Origin of the sequence: Clostridium sp. ZS2-4 (genome assembly GCF_026719745.1) — a bacterium.
Lineage (GTDB): Bacteria > Bacillota > Clostridia > Clostridiales > Clostridiaceae > Clostridium_H.
Genome location: NZ_JAPPRQ010000133.1, coordinates 22,191 through 38,444, shown reverse-complemented (window position 1 = coordinate 38,444; position 16,254 = coordinate 22,191). Strand labels below are relative to the sequence as shown.

14 protein-coding genes and 6 tRNA genes are annotated in these 16,254 nt (G+C 30.1%); all 20 read right to left on the bottom strand.

All coding sequences use genetic code 11. The annotated features are described in order from the left end of the window. Positions 1-82 precede the first annotated feature (82 nt). The 20 genes from hpt to mfd all read right to left on the bottom strand — a co-directional run bounded on the left by hpt (position 83) and on the right by mfd (position 16,249). Positions 83-622 (bottom strand): hypoxanthine phosphoribosyltransferase, encoded by a 540-nt coding sequence (hpt, locus tag OIO11_RS15675; RefSeq protein ID WP_268072379.1) that lies wholly within the window; start codon positions 620-622, stop codon positions 83-85. 5 nt (positions 623-627) lie between these two features. After that, positions 628-2,013, bottom strand: a complete 1,386-nt coding sequence (gene tilS / locus OIO11_RS15670; protein ID WP_268072378.1) for a tRNA lysidine(34) synthetase TilS — start codon at positions 2,011-2,013, stop codon at positions 628-630. 137 nt (positions 2,014-2,150) lie between these two features. Continuing rightward, positions 2,151-4,550 (bottom strand): stage II sporulation protein E, encoded by a 2,400-nt coding sequence (gene spoIIE / locus OIO11_RS15665; protein ID WP_268072377.1) that lies wholly within the window; start codon positions 4,548-4,550, stop codon positions 2,151-2,153. 272 nt (positions 4,551-4,822) lie between these two features. Then, positions 4,823-4,899 (bottom strand) — tRNA-Met (locus OIO11_RS15660). Between the two features lie 17 nt (positions 4,900-4,916). Continuing rightward, positions 4,917-4,992: transfer RNA gene (locus tag OIO11_RS15655), tRNA-Met, on the bottom strand. 5 nt (positions 4,993-4,997) lie between these two features. After that, a tRNA-Leu gene (locus OIO11_RS15650) sits at positions 4,998-5,086 on the bottom strand. Positions 5,087-5,131: 45 nt separating this feature from the next. Continuing rightward, a tRNA-Met gene (locus OIO11_RS15645) sits at positions 5,132-5,208 on the bottom strand. Positions 5,209-5,222: 14 nt separating this feature from the next. Further along, positions 5,223-5,298, bottom strand: a tRNA-Met gene (locus OIO11_RS15640). A 5-nt stretch (positions 5,299-5,303) separates the two neighbouring features. Further along, positions 5,304-5,392, bottom strand: a tRNA-Leu gene (locus OIO11_RS15635). A gap of 140 nt (positions 5,393-5,532) precedes the next feature. Beyond that, complete coding sequence (locus OIO11_RS15630; RefSeq protein WP_268072376.1) at positions 5,533-5,937, bottom strand: S1 domain-containing RNA-binding protein; 405 nt, start codon at positions 5,935-5,937, stop codon at positions 5,533-5,535. A 65-nt stretch (positions 5,938-6,002) separates the two neighbouring features. Continuing rightward, positions 6,003-6,275, bottom strand: a complete 273-nt coding sequence (locus OIO11_RS15625; protein ID WP_268072375.1) for an FtsB family cell division protein — start codon at positions 6,273-6,275, stop codon at positions 6,003-6,005. Between the two features lie 77 nt (positions 6,276-6,352). Continuing rightward, positions 6,353-6,748 carry a spore cortex biosynthesis protein YabQ gene (gene yabQ / locus OIO11_RS15620; protein WP_268072374.1) on the bottom strand — a complete coding sequence of 132 codons (396 nt, stop codon included), beginning with the start codon at positions 6,746-6,748 and terminating at the stop codon, positions 6,353-6,355. A 5-nt stretch (positions 6,749-6,753) separates the two neighbouring features. Continuing rightward, the gene (gene yabP / locus OIO11_RS15615; protein ID WP_268072373.1) at positions 6,754-7,044 is read right to left on the bottom strand and encodes a sporulation protein YabP; all 291 of its coding nucleotides are present in this window, start codon (positions 7,042-7,044) and stop codon (positions 6,754-6,756) included. Between the two features lie 120 nt (positions 7,045-7,164). Then, positions 7,165-7,428, bottom strand: a complete 264-nt coding sequence (locus tag OIO11_RS15610; RefSeq protein WP_268072372.1) for an RNA-binding S4 domain-containing protein — start codon at positions 7,426-7,428, stop codon at positions 7,165-7,167. A gap of 69 nt (positions 7,429-7,497) precedes the next feature. Next, positions 7,498-7,773, bottom strand: coding sequence for an HU family DNA-binding protein (locus tag OIO11_RS15605; protein ID WP_268072371.1), 276 nt, complete (start codon positions 7,771-7,773; stop codon positions 7,498-7,500). Between the two features lie 106 nt (positions 7,774-7,879). Beyond that, the gene (gene mazG / locus OIO11_RS15600) at positions 7,880-9,325 is read right to left on the bottom strand and encodes a nucleoside triphosphate pyrophosphohydrolase (protein ID WP_268072370.1); all 1,446 of its coding nucleotides are present in this window, start codon (positions 9,323-9,325) and stop codon (positions 7,880-7,882) included. Beyond that, positions 9,322-10,860 (bottom strand): putative polysaccharide biosynthesis protein, encoded by a 1,539-nt coding sequence (locus OIO11_RS15595; protein WP_268072369.1) that lies wholly within the window; start codon positions 10,858-10,860, stop codon positions 9,322-9,324. Before OIO11_RS15595 ends, mazG begins: the two co-directional genes overlap by 4 nt. 92 nt (positions 10,861-10,952) lie before the next feature. After that, on the bottom strand, positions 10,953-11,504 hold the full coding sequence (gene spoVT / locus OIO11_RS15590) for a stage V sporulation protein T (protein ID WP_326497943.1): 552 nt from the start codon (positions 11,502-11,504) through the stop codon (positions 10,953-10,955). Positions 11,505-11,644: 140 nt separating this feature from the next. Then, the gene (locus OIO11_RS15585) at positions 11,645-12,700 is read right to left on the bottom strand and encodes a peptidylprolyl isomerase (RefSeq protein WP_268072368.1); all 1,056 of its coding nucleotides are present in this window, start codon (positions 12,698-12,700) and stop codon (positions 11,645-11,647) included. 36 nt (positions 12,701-12,736) lie between these two features. Further along, a complete protein-coding gene (mfd, locus tag OIO11_RS15580) occupies positions 12,737-16,249 on the bottom strand; it encodes a transcription-repair coupling factor (RefSeq protein ID WP_268072367.1) in 3,513 nt (1,170 codons plus the stop codon). Positions 16,250-16,254 lie beyond the last annotated feature (5 nt).

Here is a 16,254-nt window from a genome sequence, read left to right as displayed (position 1 = left end):
ACCCCCCATCTTTTTCGGAATTGTAGTAATTTTACATAAAATTTTATCATATAAAATTTTCCTTTACAATAATAGTAATTATTTATTTTTTGTAAACTTCCTCTTTTAGTATTCCTACATAAGGTAAGTTTCTATACTTCTCTGCATAATCCAAACCATATCCAACTAAAAAATAATTTGGTACATCATATCCTAAATACTTAACATGAATATCAACCTCTCGTCTTTCAGGTTTATTTAAAAGACACGCTATTTCTACACTATTTGGGTTTTTAGCTTTTAAATACTTTACAAGATACTTCAATGTTATCCCTGAATCAATTATATCTTCTATTATAAGTACATCTTTATTTTCTATTTCAAAATCCAAATCTTTAAGTATTCTAACTACTCCGGAACTCTCACTTGAATTTCCATAACTTGAAACTGCCATAAAGTCCATTTTGCATGGAATATCTATTCTCTTCATAAGTTCAGCCATAAATGGAACTGATCCTTTAAGTACACCAACAAGCATCAAGTCTTTATTTTTATACTCTTCACTGATTTTACTTCCCAGCTCTCTAATTTTATCACTTATTTCCTCTTCACTTATCAATACTCTTTCAATATCATTTTTCATTCTTATTATTCCTCTCTTTCGATTTTAATTTGTAATATATTTTGGGTATTTTCATCAGTCTTAAATTTATTACTTACTCTGTATCCAACTACCCAAGCTATTTCTTCTCCAAAACATATAAGAGGTATACTGTCTCTTTCATTTTGGGGAATTTTTAAATCTATAAATAAATCTTTTAATTTTTTACTTCCTTTCATTCCTAATGGGGTGAATTTGTCTGCATTTCTCCTATGTCTTAATTTTATATCTCCATTCATTTTATCATAATCAAAATATTTAATTAAATTATTTTTTTTAAAATCTTTAGGAATATTATCTTTTATTAATTTTAAGTTTACCTTTAACCCAATTTCCTTTAAATTATTCTCACAATCCACAATTAGACTATGCTCTTCCTTACTGCTCACTTTCTTATCCTTCTTAACATATATATGTACATCTCCATAGTTATTTAATACTTCTATATTGTTAGGAAGCATAATTATCTTACCAGTAGAATGTCTTTGAATATTTATAATATCATAAACATGAACTCTTTCAAAATTACGTAAATCCCCTTTAAGTGTCTTAAAAGCCATTCTTATTATCCTCGTCAGAATAGCCTCATCCTCTTTAAAGGCATCCTTATATATTATAACCTCACCTTTATTGTTTTTACAATATTTTCTATATAACTCCCCTGCAATAAAATTTATGTAATCATTATCCTTTCTTATTGTATCCGCTAATCTATTTATTCCATCAATTATATCCTTATTAAAATTGTTTTCTATGTACGGAATCAATTCTAATCGTATTTTATTTCTTGTAAATATGTTCTCTAGATTAGTTTTATCAATTCTAGGATTTAACTTATTACTTTCACAATATCCCTCTATTTCTTTCCTATTTATATGTAATATGGGTCTTACATAAATACCCTCTCTCACAGCCCTAATTCCAACCAAGCCTTCTAGTCCCGAACCTCGCATTATCCTCATGAGAACTGTCTCCGCCTGATCATTGGCATTATGTGCAACAGCAATTTTTTGGCCATTTATTTTTTCTAAAACCTCTTTAAAGAACTCATATCTAACTTCTCTTCCAGCTGTTTCACAGGAAATACCTTTTTCTATCGATACTTTATGTACATCAATCTTCTTAACAAAGCATTCTATACCTATGTTTTGGCAAAATTTTTTAACATACTCTTCATCTTTGTCAGCTTCTTCTCCCCTTAAACAGTGATTTATATGTGCTGCTACTAAATCAATACCTAATTTATCCTGTAAAACATGTAAAACATGTACAAGACAAATAGAATCTGGTCCTCCTGAAACACCTACTACAACCTTATCACCTTTATTAAACATTTTGTTATCTCGTATATAGCCTATAACTTTATCTATCACTTTTAACACTCCCAGACATAGCTTTTAACATTATTTTATTATATCATAGAAAATATTATTTAGTATAAAATAATAGTAGAGAATGAAAATTAAACAATTTAACATTCTCTACTATATTAATACAAACAATATATTATCTAATATAAATTATAAACTTTAGAAACTATCGCTGTCATATCATCCTTTACCTTTCCTCCACTTAACTCTTTGGCTGTCTTAATAAGACCATCAACTAACTCTTTGGGATTATTAATATTATTTTTCTCCAAATACTCCACTACCCATTCAACCTTTCCCGCATTATTAGTATCATAATCTAATATTCCATCACTTAACATAACAATAATATCACCATTTTTTACTTTTTTATTAACCACTTCAACATCTACTTTATCCAGTACTCCTATTGGTAGACTTCTAGATTTTATTACTTCAACCCTATCCCCAGACTTTATAAAACTTGCTACGGCTCCAATTTTCATAAAACTTATATCTCCAGAATATAAATCCAGATTACACAAATCCAGTGTTGAAAATTTCTCATCCTCAGAAAATTTCAGACTCATTATAGTATTGACTGTATTAATTGCTGTAATATTAGTTAATCCTGCATTTGTAAATTTTTCAATCATTTCAACTGCAGCTTTACTCTCCCTACCAGCCTGTGGACCTGACCCCATCCCATCACTTACAACAGATATATAGCTTCCTTCTGCAGTCTTACCAAAACTATAACTATCTCCACTGTATTTCTCTCCATGCTTACATTCTCTTCCAGCATACGAAGCTACATAAAATTTTGGTGTTTCCTCAAAAGTAACAGTACACTCACCATTTTCAGGATTTATAGCACAACCGTCATCACTGACACACATAAATTTATCCGTAAGTTCATTTATTAATGGAAGTATACTTTTTATACATAACTGAGAGCCACCACAAGAATTTAAATACATTTTTATTACGAGTCTCTCATTTCTATCTTCAAAACAAAAAATATCATTAAACTTAATTTCCTTGTTATCCAATGTTTTTCTAAGCTTTTTCTCTACATCGTTTACAATCTTTATGTCAGAATTAAATTCTTTAATTACTTCATTTAAAGAATCAGCCATACTGTCTATCTGCTCCGATAAAATTTCTCTACCTTCACTCAAACTTTTTCTCCACATTTCTTTAATTACATGATTATTAACTATATCTCTTCCGTTTTTTAATAGAGTGCCCATTTTAAGGCATTTTTTTTCTATTTCTTTAGGTAGTATATTTCTTTTACCTTCTTCACAATTTTGTATAAGCTCTTCAAAAGCTGCATAAGTATAGTAAGCCTCTTTCTTCCAACAAGTATCATTCATATTGCAATTGCTGCAAACCCGATCTGCAAGTTTCTCTATTAATGCACTGCTCTTGTTTTTCATTACTAATTTATCATTATCCGCTAAATTGCTGAGAGTATCTGAAATACTATATAAAACCTCTGAAAAATTATCTAATCTATTTAAAAGTAACCTTTTAACATTATTAATATTATTTTTATTCAAATATTCTTGTTTTTTCTCCCAATCTAATTCTAAGTTTATTTTGTTATACATCTTATTTGGTATAACTAAAAAAATTCCCGACGCTATCAAAACCTCAACAAATTTAAACTCTACCCCTATATTAGAATACAGCATTAAAATTAAGAAGGTTATAATATACGCAAATTCTGTAATCCATTTTCCAATATCTCTAAAAATTCCACCTATAAAGCCACATAAGCCAAACACACTTATATACACAAGTAAATTATCAGTGGAAATACCTATAATAGTGCCTATAGCAATTCCAGCAGCAGCACCTACTGTGCTTCCATTTATATAACTAAGTATTAAAATAAATGTTAAGGCTAAAATATTTGTCAAAGAAATTCCCAGTATATTCACTCCCCATGTTCCAGATATAATCAATGAAAATATAATAGTCATACTTATAATTTCTTCACTGCTAAATAAATGTTTTGTGCGAAATTTTTTTAAGCATATTATAGAACGTTCAAGAATAAAATATAATGGAATAATACAAATTATTTGAAGAAAAGCAGTTAAAAAAGCTACTTTAAAACTCAAACCTCTTATCAAAAACTCGCTAACTATTAATTCAGCAAATATAGTACCGAAAATTACTGATAGCCTTATCTTCTTTGCCTTATCTTCTAACATATAAGCCGAAATTACAATAGTTCCTATAATCATTAAACATCCTGGTAAATTATTAAGCTTATTATGTATTGAAATATAACCCACTAAAGTTCCACATGCTGTACAAATAAAATAATTTTCTTCCTTATACAAAGACATAGCTATCAAAAATGCCATGCCGAAAGGTGCCATTGAATTTTCTATATTCAATAATAGCACTCTACTTATTAGTAAAGAAACTATAAAATAAAGTATCGCCCTTGGTCCTCCAATAACCACTATACTTTTTTTATATTTTTTATCTTTACGATCCTTTTTAGATCTTTTATAAGGAAATATTTCTGCTCCGTATTGCATTTTATCCCCCCCTAAACTCTCTGATATTATTAATAATTATAACAAAGTTCACTGGAAATAAATGTCATTTACTGAGACAGACCTTATTTTTTCGTAAGACATTTAATTTTATTTTTTTGTAAATTATTACCATTAATGATTTTTTTCTAGCCTTTATCTTCAACCAAAAGGTATCTGTGAATAAAAGATATGCAAATACACAGTATCTACTTTTTATAAACTCCAAAAAATTATAAAACAAAAACCCACAAGATAACTTGTGGGTTTCTTATTGGTAGCGGAAATAGGACTTGAACCTACGACACTCCGGGTATGAACCGAATGCTCTAGCCAGCTGAGCTATTCCGCCATGCTTCAAAAAACAAATGGTTGCGGAGGCAGGACTTGAACCTACGACCTTCGGGTTATGAGCCCGACGAGCTACCAACTGCTCCACTCCGCGATAATTGGTGCCGGAGACCGGACTTGAACCGGTACGGAGTGTTAGCTCCGCAGGATTTTAAGTCCTGTGCGTCTGCCGATTTCGCCACTCCGGCGTGTTAAATGATAATTCAACAAAATAATTATTTAATTTTTAAATATGGTAGCGGAAATAGGACTTGAACCTACGACACTCCGGGTATGAACCGAATGCTCTAGCCAGCTGAGCTATTCCGCCACATTATTTTAAAATGGTTGCGGGGGCAGGACTTGAACCTACGACCTTCGGGTTATGAGCCCGACGAGCTGCCAACTGCTCCACCCCGCGATAATTGGTGCCGGAGACCGGACTTGAACCGGTACGGAGTGTTAGCTCCGCAGGATTTTAAGTCCTGTGCGTCTGCCGATTTCGCCACTCCGGCGCGTTACTTTTTTTTTGTTTGCGCTGTTCACCTCAGCGACATAAATTATTATATCTCAATACTTTTTATATGTCAACACTTTTTTAAAACTTTTTTTAGAAATTTTAAAAGGACTATTTCTAGTCCCTTTACTTACTTAATTAGCTTTTTTTAGTATACTTATTTCCTTTTACATTTTGATGCTTCTTTAAATCTTGGAATCTTTCTTCACTATCTTTTAAAAATTTTGTTATTGCATCTTCAAAGTTATTATTAGCTGCTTTAGGTTTTTCTTTATTCCAATCAATTTCTATAGGTTTTGATGATTTTTTCTTTATCATAGCTTGCTTTATTGATAAGCTCAATCTTCCACTATCATCTACAGAAATTACTTTAACCTTAACTTTGTCTTGCTCCTTTAAATGAACACTTATGTCTTTTACATATGTGTCTGCAACTTCAGATATGTGTACTAACCCTGTCTTCCCCTCCACTTCTACAAATGCTCCAAATTTCGTAATATTAACTACAGTACCTTCTAAAATACTTCCTAATTTTAAGGCCATGTTACTAAAATTCCTCCTTGATATGTTTATATAATAAAATTAAATTATCTATAGAATATTAAGTTCTATTTCTCTTTCTGAATCACTGCACTTTCACCTTGTTTAATAAACCCTAGCCTTTCTCTTGCCAATTTTTCCACATATCTATAAGTCTTAGACATCTTTGTTTCATCTAACAATCTTTGTTGTTCTTTTGTTACCTCTTCTAGCTCTGATTTATACTGCTGTAATTGAAGTCTTTTATTTTTTATAGTCATTTGTTGACTTGCTAGTATGTAGCAAACATAACATAATATTGAAATAGTTATTATACTTTTAAGTTTAAACTTTTTCTTCATAGTTATTCCCTCTAAAAGTTTAATATTTAACTCATACATATATTTTAGTTTTGTTTTGTGTTTTATTCAAGCAATTTTTATTTATTTTTATTAATAATCTTATAAATTACTAATTCAAAGGGATAAATAATTAAATTTTTTATGATTCGAAAAGCCTTAGATAACATTTTTATGAGTTTATATTGGATTTTTAAAAAATATTTACTTGCGAACTTTAAATAGATATACAATCCCATTGCAATATATATATATAAGTATCCCCCCATATATAAATAACTGTTATAAAGTAAAAAAACAAAAACCAATATACCTGTAAAAAACCAAAATAATATATCCTCTATAAAAGTTATAATTACATTTGGATTTTCAAAACCTCTAATAAGCCTATATATATCAAATAACAATCCCGTTAATATTCCTGCAAGTATACTATAGATTATTAAATTAACTTGAGCATTTATAGGTATAATCATAAACTCTACCTAAATAGCCTAGCTATAATACTTTCTTTATCTTTTTTACTTTCAGTTGTAGTATATATACAGGAGTTTACCTGACCTAATATTACAATATCACCATTTTGTACATCTAATTTATTCATTTTCAAATCTTGACCCCTAACAGTTAAAGTACCCAGAGTTGTATCTAAAATTATTGATCTATCATCAAAAGATATTACCTCAACTACTCCTGATAAAACTAATTTTTTTCTATTTTCAAGAGTCAAATTACTCTTTTTATTTTCTATATTTTCTTTCTTAACTTCCATAAACTCCCCTCCTTATCTGTAAATATATATGCCAGACTACTGACGAATATTCACTATATAAGGAGAAGAGTATTTGATAATCTCCTTTACCAATAAAAATATTTACTTTAATAAACTAACTTATAAATTTTCTTCTTCTTCACCAGATATTATTTCATACATAAGTTTTGCATCTGCTTTAGATACATGTTGTGATATATTAACAACCTTTGCTTTCAATGAACTATTTGCGAATTTAACTTCTATTATGTCATTTTCATCTACTTCTGTGCTAGGTTTAGCCACTTTATTATTTATATATACTCTACCACTTTCACATGCTTCTTTTGCTACAGTTCTTCTTTTTATTATTCTTGAAACTTTAAGATACTTATCTAATCTCATAATATTCCCCCAATAATTTTATTATAAAAATAAAAAACCTAGATTCACACCCAGGTTTTTTATTTTAAATTATTTATTAACTATGTCTTTGAACTCTTTACCAGCTTTAAATACTGGAACTGTTGAAGCTGGTATTGTTATTTCTTCTTTAGTTCTTGGGTTTCTTCCTTTTCTTTCTGCTCTTTCACGAGTTTCGAAAGTACCAAATCCAACTAATTGAACTTTTTCTCCTTTACCTAAAGCTTCTTCAACACTTTCTATAAATGCTTTTAAAGCTACCTCTGCATCTTTCTTAGTTAATTGGCTTTTTTCCGCCATGCTTGTTATTAATTCTGCTTTATTCACTTTTGTTACCTCCTTAATAATATAATCATAAAATGATATAAAGTTTATTCTTCATTTAAATTAAAAATCCTTTTTTTATAGAAACTTTTAATTAAAAGCTAAAGAATTACTTTGTTTTTGATTCTTCCCATAGTTCATCCATTTCTTCTAAAGACATTTCCTTAAGTTTCTTGCCCATATTTAAACTAGATTCTTCTATGTACTCAAACCTTTTAATAAACTTATCTATAGTATAATTTAATGCAAGCTCAGGGTCAATGTCAAGCATTCTTGCTATATTTACTGCACTAAATATCAAATCTCCTATTTCCCCTATTATTTTTTCCTTGTTTTGGGATTTATATACCTGCTTTATTTCATTTAATTCTTCAATTACCTTATCCATTGCTGGTCTAATATCATCCCAATCAAAACCTACTTTAGCAGCTTTGTCTTGAACCTTTTCCGCTCTTATTAAAGCTGGCAGATTTTTAGCAACATGCTTCAATTCATCAGTATATTTCTCAAACCCTTTTTCTTTTTTCTTTATTTCATCCCAATTAACTAGAACTTCCTCAGAGCTATTAACTTTAATCTCTCCAAATACATGAGGATGTCTGTCAGTGAGTTTGTTTGATATTGCTGTAATTACATCATTTATATTAAAATACCCTTCTTCTTTTCCTATTTGTGCATGAAAAACCACTTGAAGCAAAACATCACCTAATTCTTCTATAAGTTTGTCTTCATCTTGTTCTTCAATAGCTTCTAAAACTTCATAACATTCTTCTATTAAATATCTCTTTAGGGATTCATGTGTTTGTTCTCTATCCCAGGGACACCCTTCTTCCCCTCTCAAAGTATCCATTATGTCCAGCAAGTCATGAAAATCTTTTGTTGATTCCGAACCCTTAGGTATATATATAGATGTTAAATGATCTATGTCTTCTTGCCTATCCAGCTCATATAATTTTATTTTCCTTATACTCTCAAGACCTTTAACACCAGCTGCTCTTACAAAATATATTTCCGTTTCATCTTTATAATATTCAAATAATGCTAATTTAACCTCTGAAGCTATAAATCTATTATAAACCTGAGCTACTATTATCCCAACTCTTTTATCTAAAATTTGGTTTTTGATATCAAAAGAATCTATTATTTTTAATCCATCAAAAGGATCTATCTTCAGACTTTCAACCATAGCATCCACAAAACTAACAGCTGGAAGTATCTCTACTTCGATATTCTCCCTTTCACAAAGACTAACTAAAATTTCCACGGATTTTTCTCCCTTAAAAGGGTTTCCAGGTACAGCATAAACAAGTTCCTTGCTTTCTTTATAGTTATCCAATAGATTTCTAGCAATAAATTCATATACTTCATCGAAATTTTTTGCATTTTCATAAACATAATCATAAGCTTTAAATTTTATTCCTAAGCTCTTTAAATATTCAATATTAGGATGCTTTTCCGTTCTAAAATAAATATTACTACTACTTTTTAATGCCTCTAACGCACCAATAGTAAGAGCTTCTTTACTACCAGGTCCTAATCCAACAATTCTAATCATTCACTACTACTCCTTTTTTCTATTAATTCTTTAATATTCATTACCTTAAATGCTAAAATAAGAATTATATACACTATTATACCTATAAATACAGCTATTAAACAAGAAATTGAATTATTAATTGTGTGATTGTAGATCTTAACATATATGAATACCACAACTAAAATCATTATAATTGAAGCATAAGCTGGTCTTATTAAACTCTGGTATAAATCAATTTTAACTCCTAAACTTTTCTTCACCAATCTAATATTTAACAAAAATGCTGTCGCATAGGCCATAAATGTTCCAAGAATAGCACCATAAATATTTATTTTAGGAATAGGTACCAAAACACCCGTTACAATTATTTTAACAATACATCCCATAAGTAAATTTATAATAGGACGTTTTTTTGAAGTAGTAGCTTGTAAAATAATCGTAGTAGTTTGAGCTAATATTATAAAAGGAATAGATATAGAGGAATACTTTAATATTTCATACCCTGATACTCTACCTCTAAAAATCAAATTCAATATTGGATATGGCAGAAAATATAATCCGCAAAGAGATGGCAATGCTACAATTAAGGATATTTTTATAGCGGAGACAATATTTTTATGCAGTTTGACTTTATCCTTTAATAAATATGCCTCAGAAATTATAGGAACAATGGTAGCACATAAAGCCCCCGATAAAGTTAATGGTACATTAACAAGTACTGCTGCTTTCCCAGTGAGTTGTCCATATAATATAGCTGCTCCTTTTGATGTGTATCCAGCCTTTAAAAGCATTTGAGGAACCATTATTGAATCTATAACATTCATTATAGTACCAACACATGCTCCTAAAGAAATAGGCACAGATAATCTGAGTAAAGTGTCCATAATATCATGGTTATATTCAACTTTACCAACACTAATTTGCTTTCTTGTTTTTCTATATTTACTCACCAAATACATTCCACCCAAAATACCGCCCGCTGCTGCACCTAATGTAGCTCCTCCTGCTGCATATTCAATTCCCTTAGGAAGTAACATAACAGCAAGTCCAATTCCAACTACCACCCTGGCAATCTGTTCTAAAACTTGAGAAGTAGCTGTAGGAGTCATATTTTGAAGTCCTTGAAAGAAACCTCTAAATACGTTCATTATGGCGATAAAAACAGGTGCTGCAGCAAGTGCTATTAATGAATAGTAAGAGTTTTTATCCCATCTGAAAAGCTTTATGAATTGATTAGACAGTAAAAACATGACTAAAGTTATGACTGTCCCAAATATACTCATCAAAAGAAGGGCTTCCTTTAAAACTTGCAACACACCTGTTTCATCACCTTGCGCATTTTTTTCAGATATCATCTTAGACATAGCAAGTGGTACTCCTGAGGCTCCTGCAATAAACAGCATATATAAAGGATATGCCATTTGATAGTATCCTAACCCCTCATCTCCTATTAAAATAGTCAATGGAATTCTAAAAAGCATTCCTAAAGCTTTAGCAAGCATACCTGCAAAACCTAAAATAAAAGTTCCTTTTATTAATGAATGTTTTTTCAAAATAATACCTCCAAAATTGCTTTTTAAATATAAATATTTAAAAAGTAGAGATATTATTACTCAAAAACAAATGGCAGACAAGCTGCCATTTGTTATTCCATTTGTTTTCCTAAGAAAGAAGCTGCTGTTTCTGCCAATTTCATTTCAACTTCCCCAAAATTAATGCCCTCGTCTTTAGCCGCTAAAATTATAGCACCTATAGCATCTCCTTCAGCTATTATTGGATAAATAACTTGTGCAGAATATTTTCCTTCTACATCCTCGTCATCTATTAAAGGAATAACTTTATCGGCTCCTTCACCTAAGTTAACTCCTCTTCTTTCTTCCATTACTTGCTCAATTTCTGCACTTACTTTCTTATCCATGTACTCTTTTTTTGTAGAACCACTAACAGATATTATATTATCTTTATCACAAATAAGTACTATATGTCCAACTGTCACTTGTAATGCTTCAGCATATTCCTTAGAAAAATTACTTAATTCTTCTATTGGTGAATATTTTTTAAGTATTACCCCGCCTTCTCTATCAGTAAATATTTCTAAAGGATCTCCTTCTCTGATTCTTAATGTTCTTCTTATTTCTTTTGGTATTACTACTCTTCCTAAATCGTCTATACGTCTAACAATACCTGTTGCTTTCATCAAAATTTACCTCCTTAATTAGCGAAAATCTTTTTCAATATTATTATCCATCGAAATATGCAATTTTATACACAAATGTATAGCTTTAATTTTAATACTAAAAAAAGATGATACATTAGGTATCATCTTTTTTTTGAAAATTAAACTAGTTCTTCTTCATATATTTTAATTTTTGCCTTATCTTTTATTTCTTTTAATTTATCAGACCATAAATCATTTTTCTTCTTTTCTAATAAATCATTTTTTATTTGATCTTTGATTTGAGTTAAAGGTTTTACAGGTTTTTCTTCTCTTTTTATCATTTTAATTATATGATATCCAAATTGAGTTTTAACTGGTGCTGATATTTCTCCATTTTTAAGCTGCATAGCACCATTCATAAAATCCTCATCAAAGCCTGAATTAACAACAGGAACTGTTCCTAAATCTCCACCCTTATCTTTAGTACCATCTGTTCCATATTCTTTTGCCAGCTTTGCAAAATCTTCTCCTTTGTCAAGCTTAGCTTTAATTTCTTTAGCTTTTTCCTCAGCTTTCTCCTCTGATATAGGCACTAAAATATGTGCTATGTGTATCTTTGTAGGGTCTTCTGCTTTAACAGGGTATCTGTCTTTAAATTTATTGTAATAATCTTGAATATCTTTTTCTTCAACTTTCACAGACTTCATAAGCTCATCATGAAGTTTTTCTATAATAATATTTTTTCCAAATATATCCTTCAAGCTTTCTTTTGTTAATCCGTTATTCTTTAACATTTCTTCATATTTTTTATCATCTTCTAATTTTTGCTCTTTTCTGTAGTCCGCAATTTTTTTATCTACTTCCTTCTTAAGCTCTTCTTCTTTAGGTATTAACTTTAATTTTTCAGCTTCTTGCATCAGTGCTTCTTCCATCGTCATTTGATCTAATATTTGCTTTTTTTGTTCTTTTAACGCTTCTTTAGCTTGTGGATTTTCAGTATATTTTTCTCCATATTGTTGTTCCAATTGCTTACCAACAAAAACCATTTGAGGGTTTTTATCCAATTCCCCTCTTGTTATCTTTTTATCTCCAACCTTAGCTACTGTTGTTTTAGCTATAGCTTCTGGAGTTTTTTCTATCATCTTGCATCCAACCGCTGAAACAGCAAACATACTTATTGCAATTGCTGCAACTAATTTCTTTATATTTTTCACTATTACTCCCTCACTTTTCATGTATTTATTTTGCCATAAATCCATTTTATCACAAAATTACTTTGTTTCAACTATACTTTGAATATATTCTACCAATTCTCTTAAAATGTGAAGCAACTCTTCTTTCTTTACACCTTTTAATCCATATCCTAAAACTGGCTCATTGCCAATCTTAAATATAATCTTTCGATTATATTTTTTCATTATTCCTTTAATTAATAAATCTGTCATCCATTTTTTACTTTCAAATTTGATTACAACCTCATTGCCCTTTTCTTTTATTTCCTCAATTCCAATTTTATTTGCAGCACTCTTTACATAAGCAATATCTATAAGATTTTGTACTGATGGCTGTATATCAGAGAATCTATCTTCTAATTCCTCTTGTATATCAATCATACTCTCCTTTGAATCAATACTTGCTATTTTCTTGTATACTTCAATTTTTTGAACTTCATCCTTTATGTAACTACTTGGAATATATGCATCTACCTTTAATTCAACAACAGTTTCAAAAGGCTCTTTGTCAATTTCTCCTTTAACCACTTTTATAGTATCTTCTAACATTCTACAGTACAAATCATATCCTACTGAAGCCATATGTCCATGCTGCGCTGAGCCAATAATATTTCCAGCACCTCTTATTTCCAAATCTCTCATTGCAATCTTAAAACCAGAGCCTAGTTCTGTAAAATCTTTAATGGCTTTCAATCTCTTTTCAGCTACTTCTGTTAACACTTTATCTTTCCTATATGTTAAATAAGCATATGCCATTCTGTTAGTTCTTCCTACTCTTCCACGAAGTTGATATAGCTGAGAAAGACCAAATTTATCTGCATCGTATATTATCATAGTGTTAGCATTTTGAATATCCAGACCAGTTTCTATAATTGTAGTGCAAACCAATATATCAAATTCTTTTTTCATGAAATCAATCATTACTTTTTCTAACTCTCTTTCAGGCATCTGACCATGAGCAATAGCCACCCTAGCATCTGGCATTAATTTTGCAATGTAAGCAGCCATTTCCTTTATTGTTCCTACTCTGTTATATACAAAATAAACCTGTCCTCCTCTATTTATCTCTCTCATTATAGCATCAGAAATAAGTTGCTCATTATACTCTACAACATAAGTCTGAACAGGATACCTTTCCTCAGGAGGAGTTTCAATAACACTTATGTCTCTTATGCCAGTAAGAGACATATGAAGGGTTCTTGGAATAGGAGTAGCCGTTAATGTCAACACATCAACATTTTTTTTGAAATTTTTAATTTTTTCTTTATGAGTAACTCCAAAACGCTGCTCTTCATCTACAATAAGTAATCCTAACTCTTTAAATTGTACATCTTTTTGAAGAATTCTATGTGTCCCTATAAGTATATCTATATTACCTGCCTTAACCTCTTTTAAAGTTGATCTTTGCTGTGCAGGAGTTCTAAATCTGCTGACCATATCAATCTTTACAGGAAAATCTGAAAATCTTTGTACGAAATTATTGTAATGCTGTTCTGCAAGTATGGTAGTTGGCACTAAAATAGCCACCTGCTTTCCATCCATTACAGACTTGAATGCAGCTCTAATTGCAACTTCTGTTTTTCCATATCCCACATCTCCACAAAGTAACCTGTCCATAGCTTTGTTAGATTCCATATCGCTTTTAATTTCTTCAATCGCAGAAAGCTGATCAGCGGTCTCTTGATATGGAAATTCATCTTCAAATTGTTTCTGCCATACAGTATCCTTAGAAAATTTATACCCTTTCAACGTAGCTCTAACTGCATAAAGTTTAACCAAATCTTCTGCTATTTCATTTATTGCCTTCCTAACTTTATTTTTAGCCTTAACCCATTCATTTCCACCAAGCTTACTTACCTTAGGCTCTTTACCTTCACTACCAATATATTTTTGCACTAAATCTAATTGATCAACAGGTACAAACAACTTGTCTCCTGAAGTGTAGCTAAGCTCTAAATAGTCCTTTTTATGCCCTTGAACCTCCAGTTGATTTATTCCTTTATACACACCAATACCATGGTTCGTATGAACAACATAGTCTCCAGGTTTTAACTCAGTAAAGCTCTTTATTTTACCTACACCTTTTTTATTAACTCTAGTACTTTTACGCTTAGATTTTCCAAAAACCTCTTTATCTGATATTACACAAAGTTTCAATTCTGGGTATTCAAATCCCTTAAGCTGATTTCCAAAGGTTATAACTACTTCACCAAATTGAATGTCATCTATAACGTCTTTATAAACACTCTCAATATCTCTATCTCTAAGCGTTTCTACTAATCTTTCACCTCTGGGTCTAGTTCCAGAAAGAATTATTGTCTTATATCCTTTAGCTTTTTTTTCTCTAATATCATCAATAAGTAACTCTAATTTTCCTCCATAACTGTTGAGACTTATTTGTGAAAAACTTTCTTGAAGCTTTGGATTAAAGATTTCATTGTGTTTATCAATAATATCCATAGTAATAATTTTTTGTTCTTGTAGCTCTTCATATACGTTATTCTTATTTATCAGTAATTCTGATTGTCTCATAAGTATATTTCCTCTTTGAAGAAAATCTTTGTAGTTCTCTTCAAATTCAAAATAAACACTGTCTAGTTTTCCTGTACATCTTTGCACATCCGTAACAATTACAAATGCATTCTGTATATAATCAAATAAAGAAGAAGGCTTTTCATAGAAATATGGTAAAAAACTATCTATAGTCTCAAAATTCCAGTTCTCCATTAATAGCTCTAAATTTGATGAAATAGTAGTTTCTAAACGTTCCATTGCTTCTTTATCATGTTTTAAATTTCCTTTTGCTATCTCTAAATCTTTTTGTATATTGTTATATCCTCTATCTATACTTTCTTTAGTAAGAATCATTTCTTTTGCCGGGAAAATCTCTATACTTTTAAGTTTTTCTATACTTCTCTGTGATTCTGTATTAAAACTTCTTATAGAATCTACTTCATCACCCAAAAGTTCAATTCTGTATGCAATTGGATCTATCGGAGAATAAACATCTATTATTCCGCCCCTTATGGCGAATTCGCCTTTTCCCTCTACAATATTCACTCTTTCATATCCACTTTGAATTAGTTTTTCTCCTAATTTTTCTAAATCTACTACATCTCCTCCTGCAAAATTCAAAGTATACTCTCTATACAGTTGTGGCGAAATATAGTTAGATGCCAAAGCTTCTATAGACGTAACTATTACTTTTCTCTCTTTTTTTAACATTTCTCTAATAATCTTAAGTCTTTCCCATCTTAAATCTCCAGAAATAGCATAGACATTATAAAAAACTACTTCTTTTGTAGGAAAATAATATACATCCGGTATGTAAAAAGATAAATCTTCATATAAATTTTTAGCTTCTACATCGTTATTAGTAAAAATAAAAATTGACTCGTTTTGTTCTTCATATATACTATTTATAAAATAACTTCTGGCTGAATCAGAAATTCCCAAAATCTCTATTGGAAATTTGTTTTTATTTATTCCATTTATCACTCTTTTAAATGCACTATTATCTAATAAAGGATTCATAATGCCCTTTAATCTCATATGTA

What these genes read in the sequence shown, in the direction of transcription:
- hpt (WP_268072379.1), bottom strand. Translation starts at nt 622, where the DNA reads ATGAAAAATGATATTGAAAGAGTATTGATAAGTGAAGAGGAAATAAGT.
- spoIIE (WP_268072377.1), bottom strand. Translation starts at nt 4,550, where the DNA reads ATGCAATACGGAGCAGAAATATTTCCTTATAAAAGATCTAAAAAGGAT.
- OIO11_RS15630 (WP_268072376.1), bottom strand. Translation starts at nt 5,937, where the DNA reads ATGGCCTTAAAATTAGGAAGTATTTTAGAAGGTACTGTAGTTAATATT.
- OIO11_RS15625 (WP_268072375.1), bottom strand. Translation starts at nt 6,275, where the DNA reads ATGAAGAAAAAGTTTAAACTTAAAAGTATAATAACTATTTCAATATTA.
- yabQ (WP_268072374.1), bottom strand. Translation starts at nt 6,748, where the DNA reads ATGATTATACCTATAAATGCTCAAGTTAATTTAATAATCTATAGTATA.
- yabP (WP_268072373.1), bottom strand. Translation starts at nt 7,044, where the DNA reads ATGGAAGTTAAGAAAGAAAATATAGAAAATAAAAAGAGTAATTTGACT.
- OIO11_RS15610 (WP_268072372.1), bottom strand. Translation starts at nt 7,428, where the DNA reads ATGAGATTAGATAAGTATCTTAAAGTTTCAAGAATAATAAAAAGAAGA.
- mazG (WP_268072370.1), bottom strand. Translation starts at nt 9,325, where the DNA reads ATGATTAGAATTGTTGGATTAGGACCTGGTAGTAAAGAAGCTCTTACT.
- spoVT (WP_326497943.1), bottom strand. Translation starts at nt 11,504, where the DNA reads ATGAAAGCAACAGGTATTGTTAGACGTATAGACGATTTAGGAAGAGTA.
- OIO11_RS15585 (WP_268072368.1), bottom strand. Translation starts at nt 12,700, where the DNA reads ATGAAAAGTGAGGGAGTAATAGTGAAAAATATAAAGAAATTAGTTGCA.
- mfd (WP_268072367.1), bottom strand. Translation starts at nt 16,249, where the DNA reads ATGAGATTAAAGGGCATTATGAATCCTTTATTAGATAATAGTGCATTT.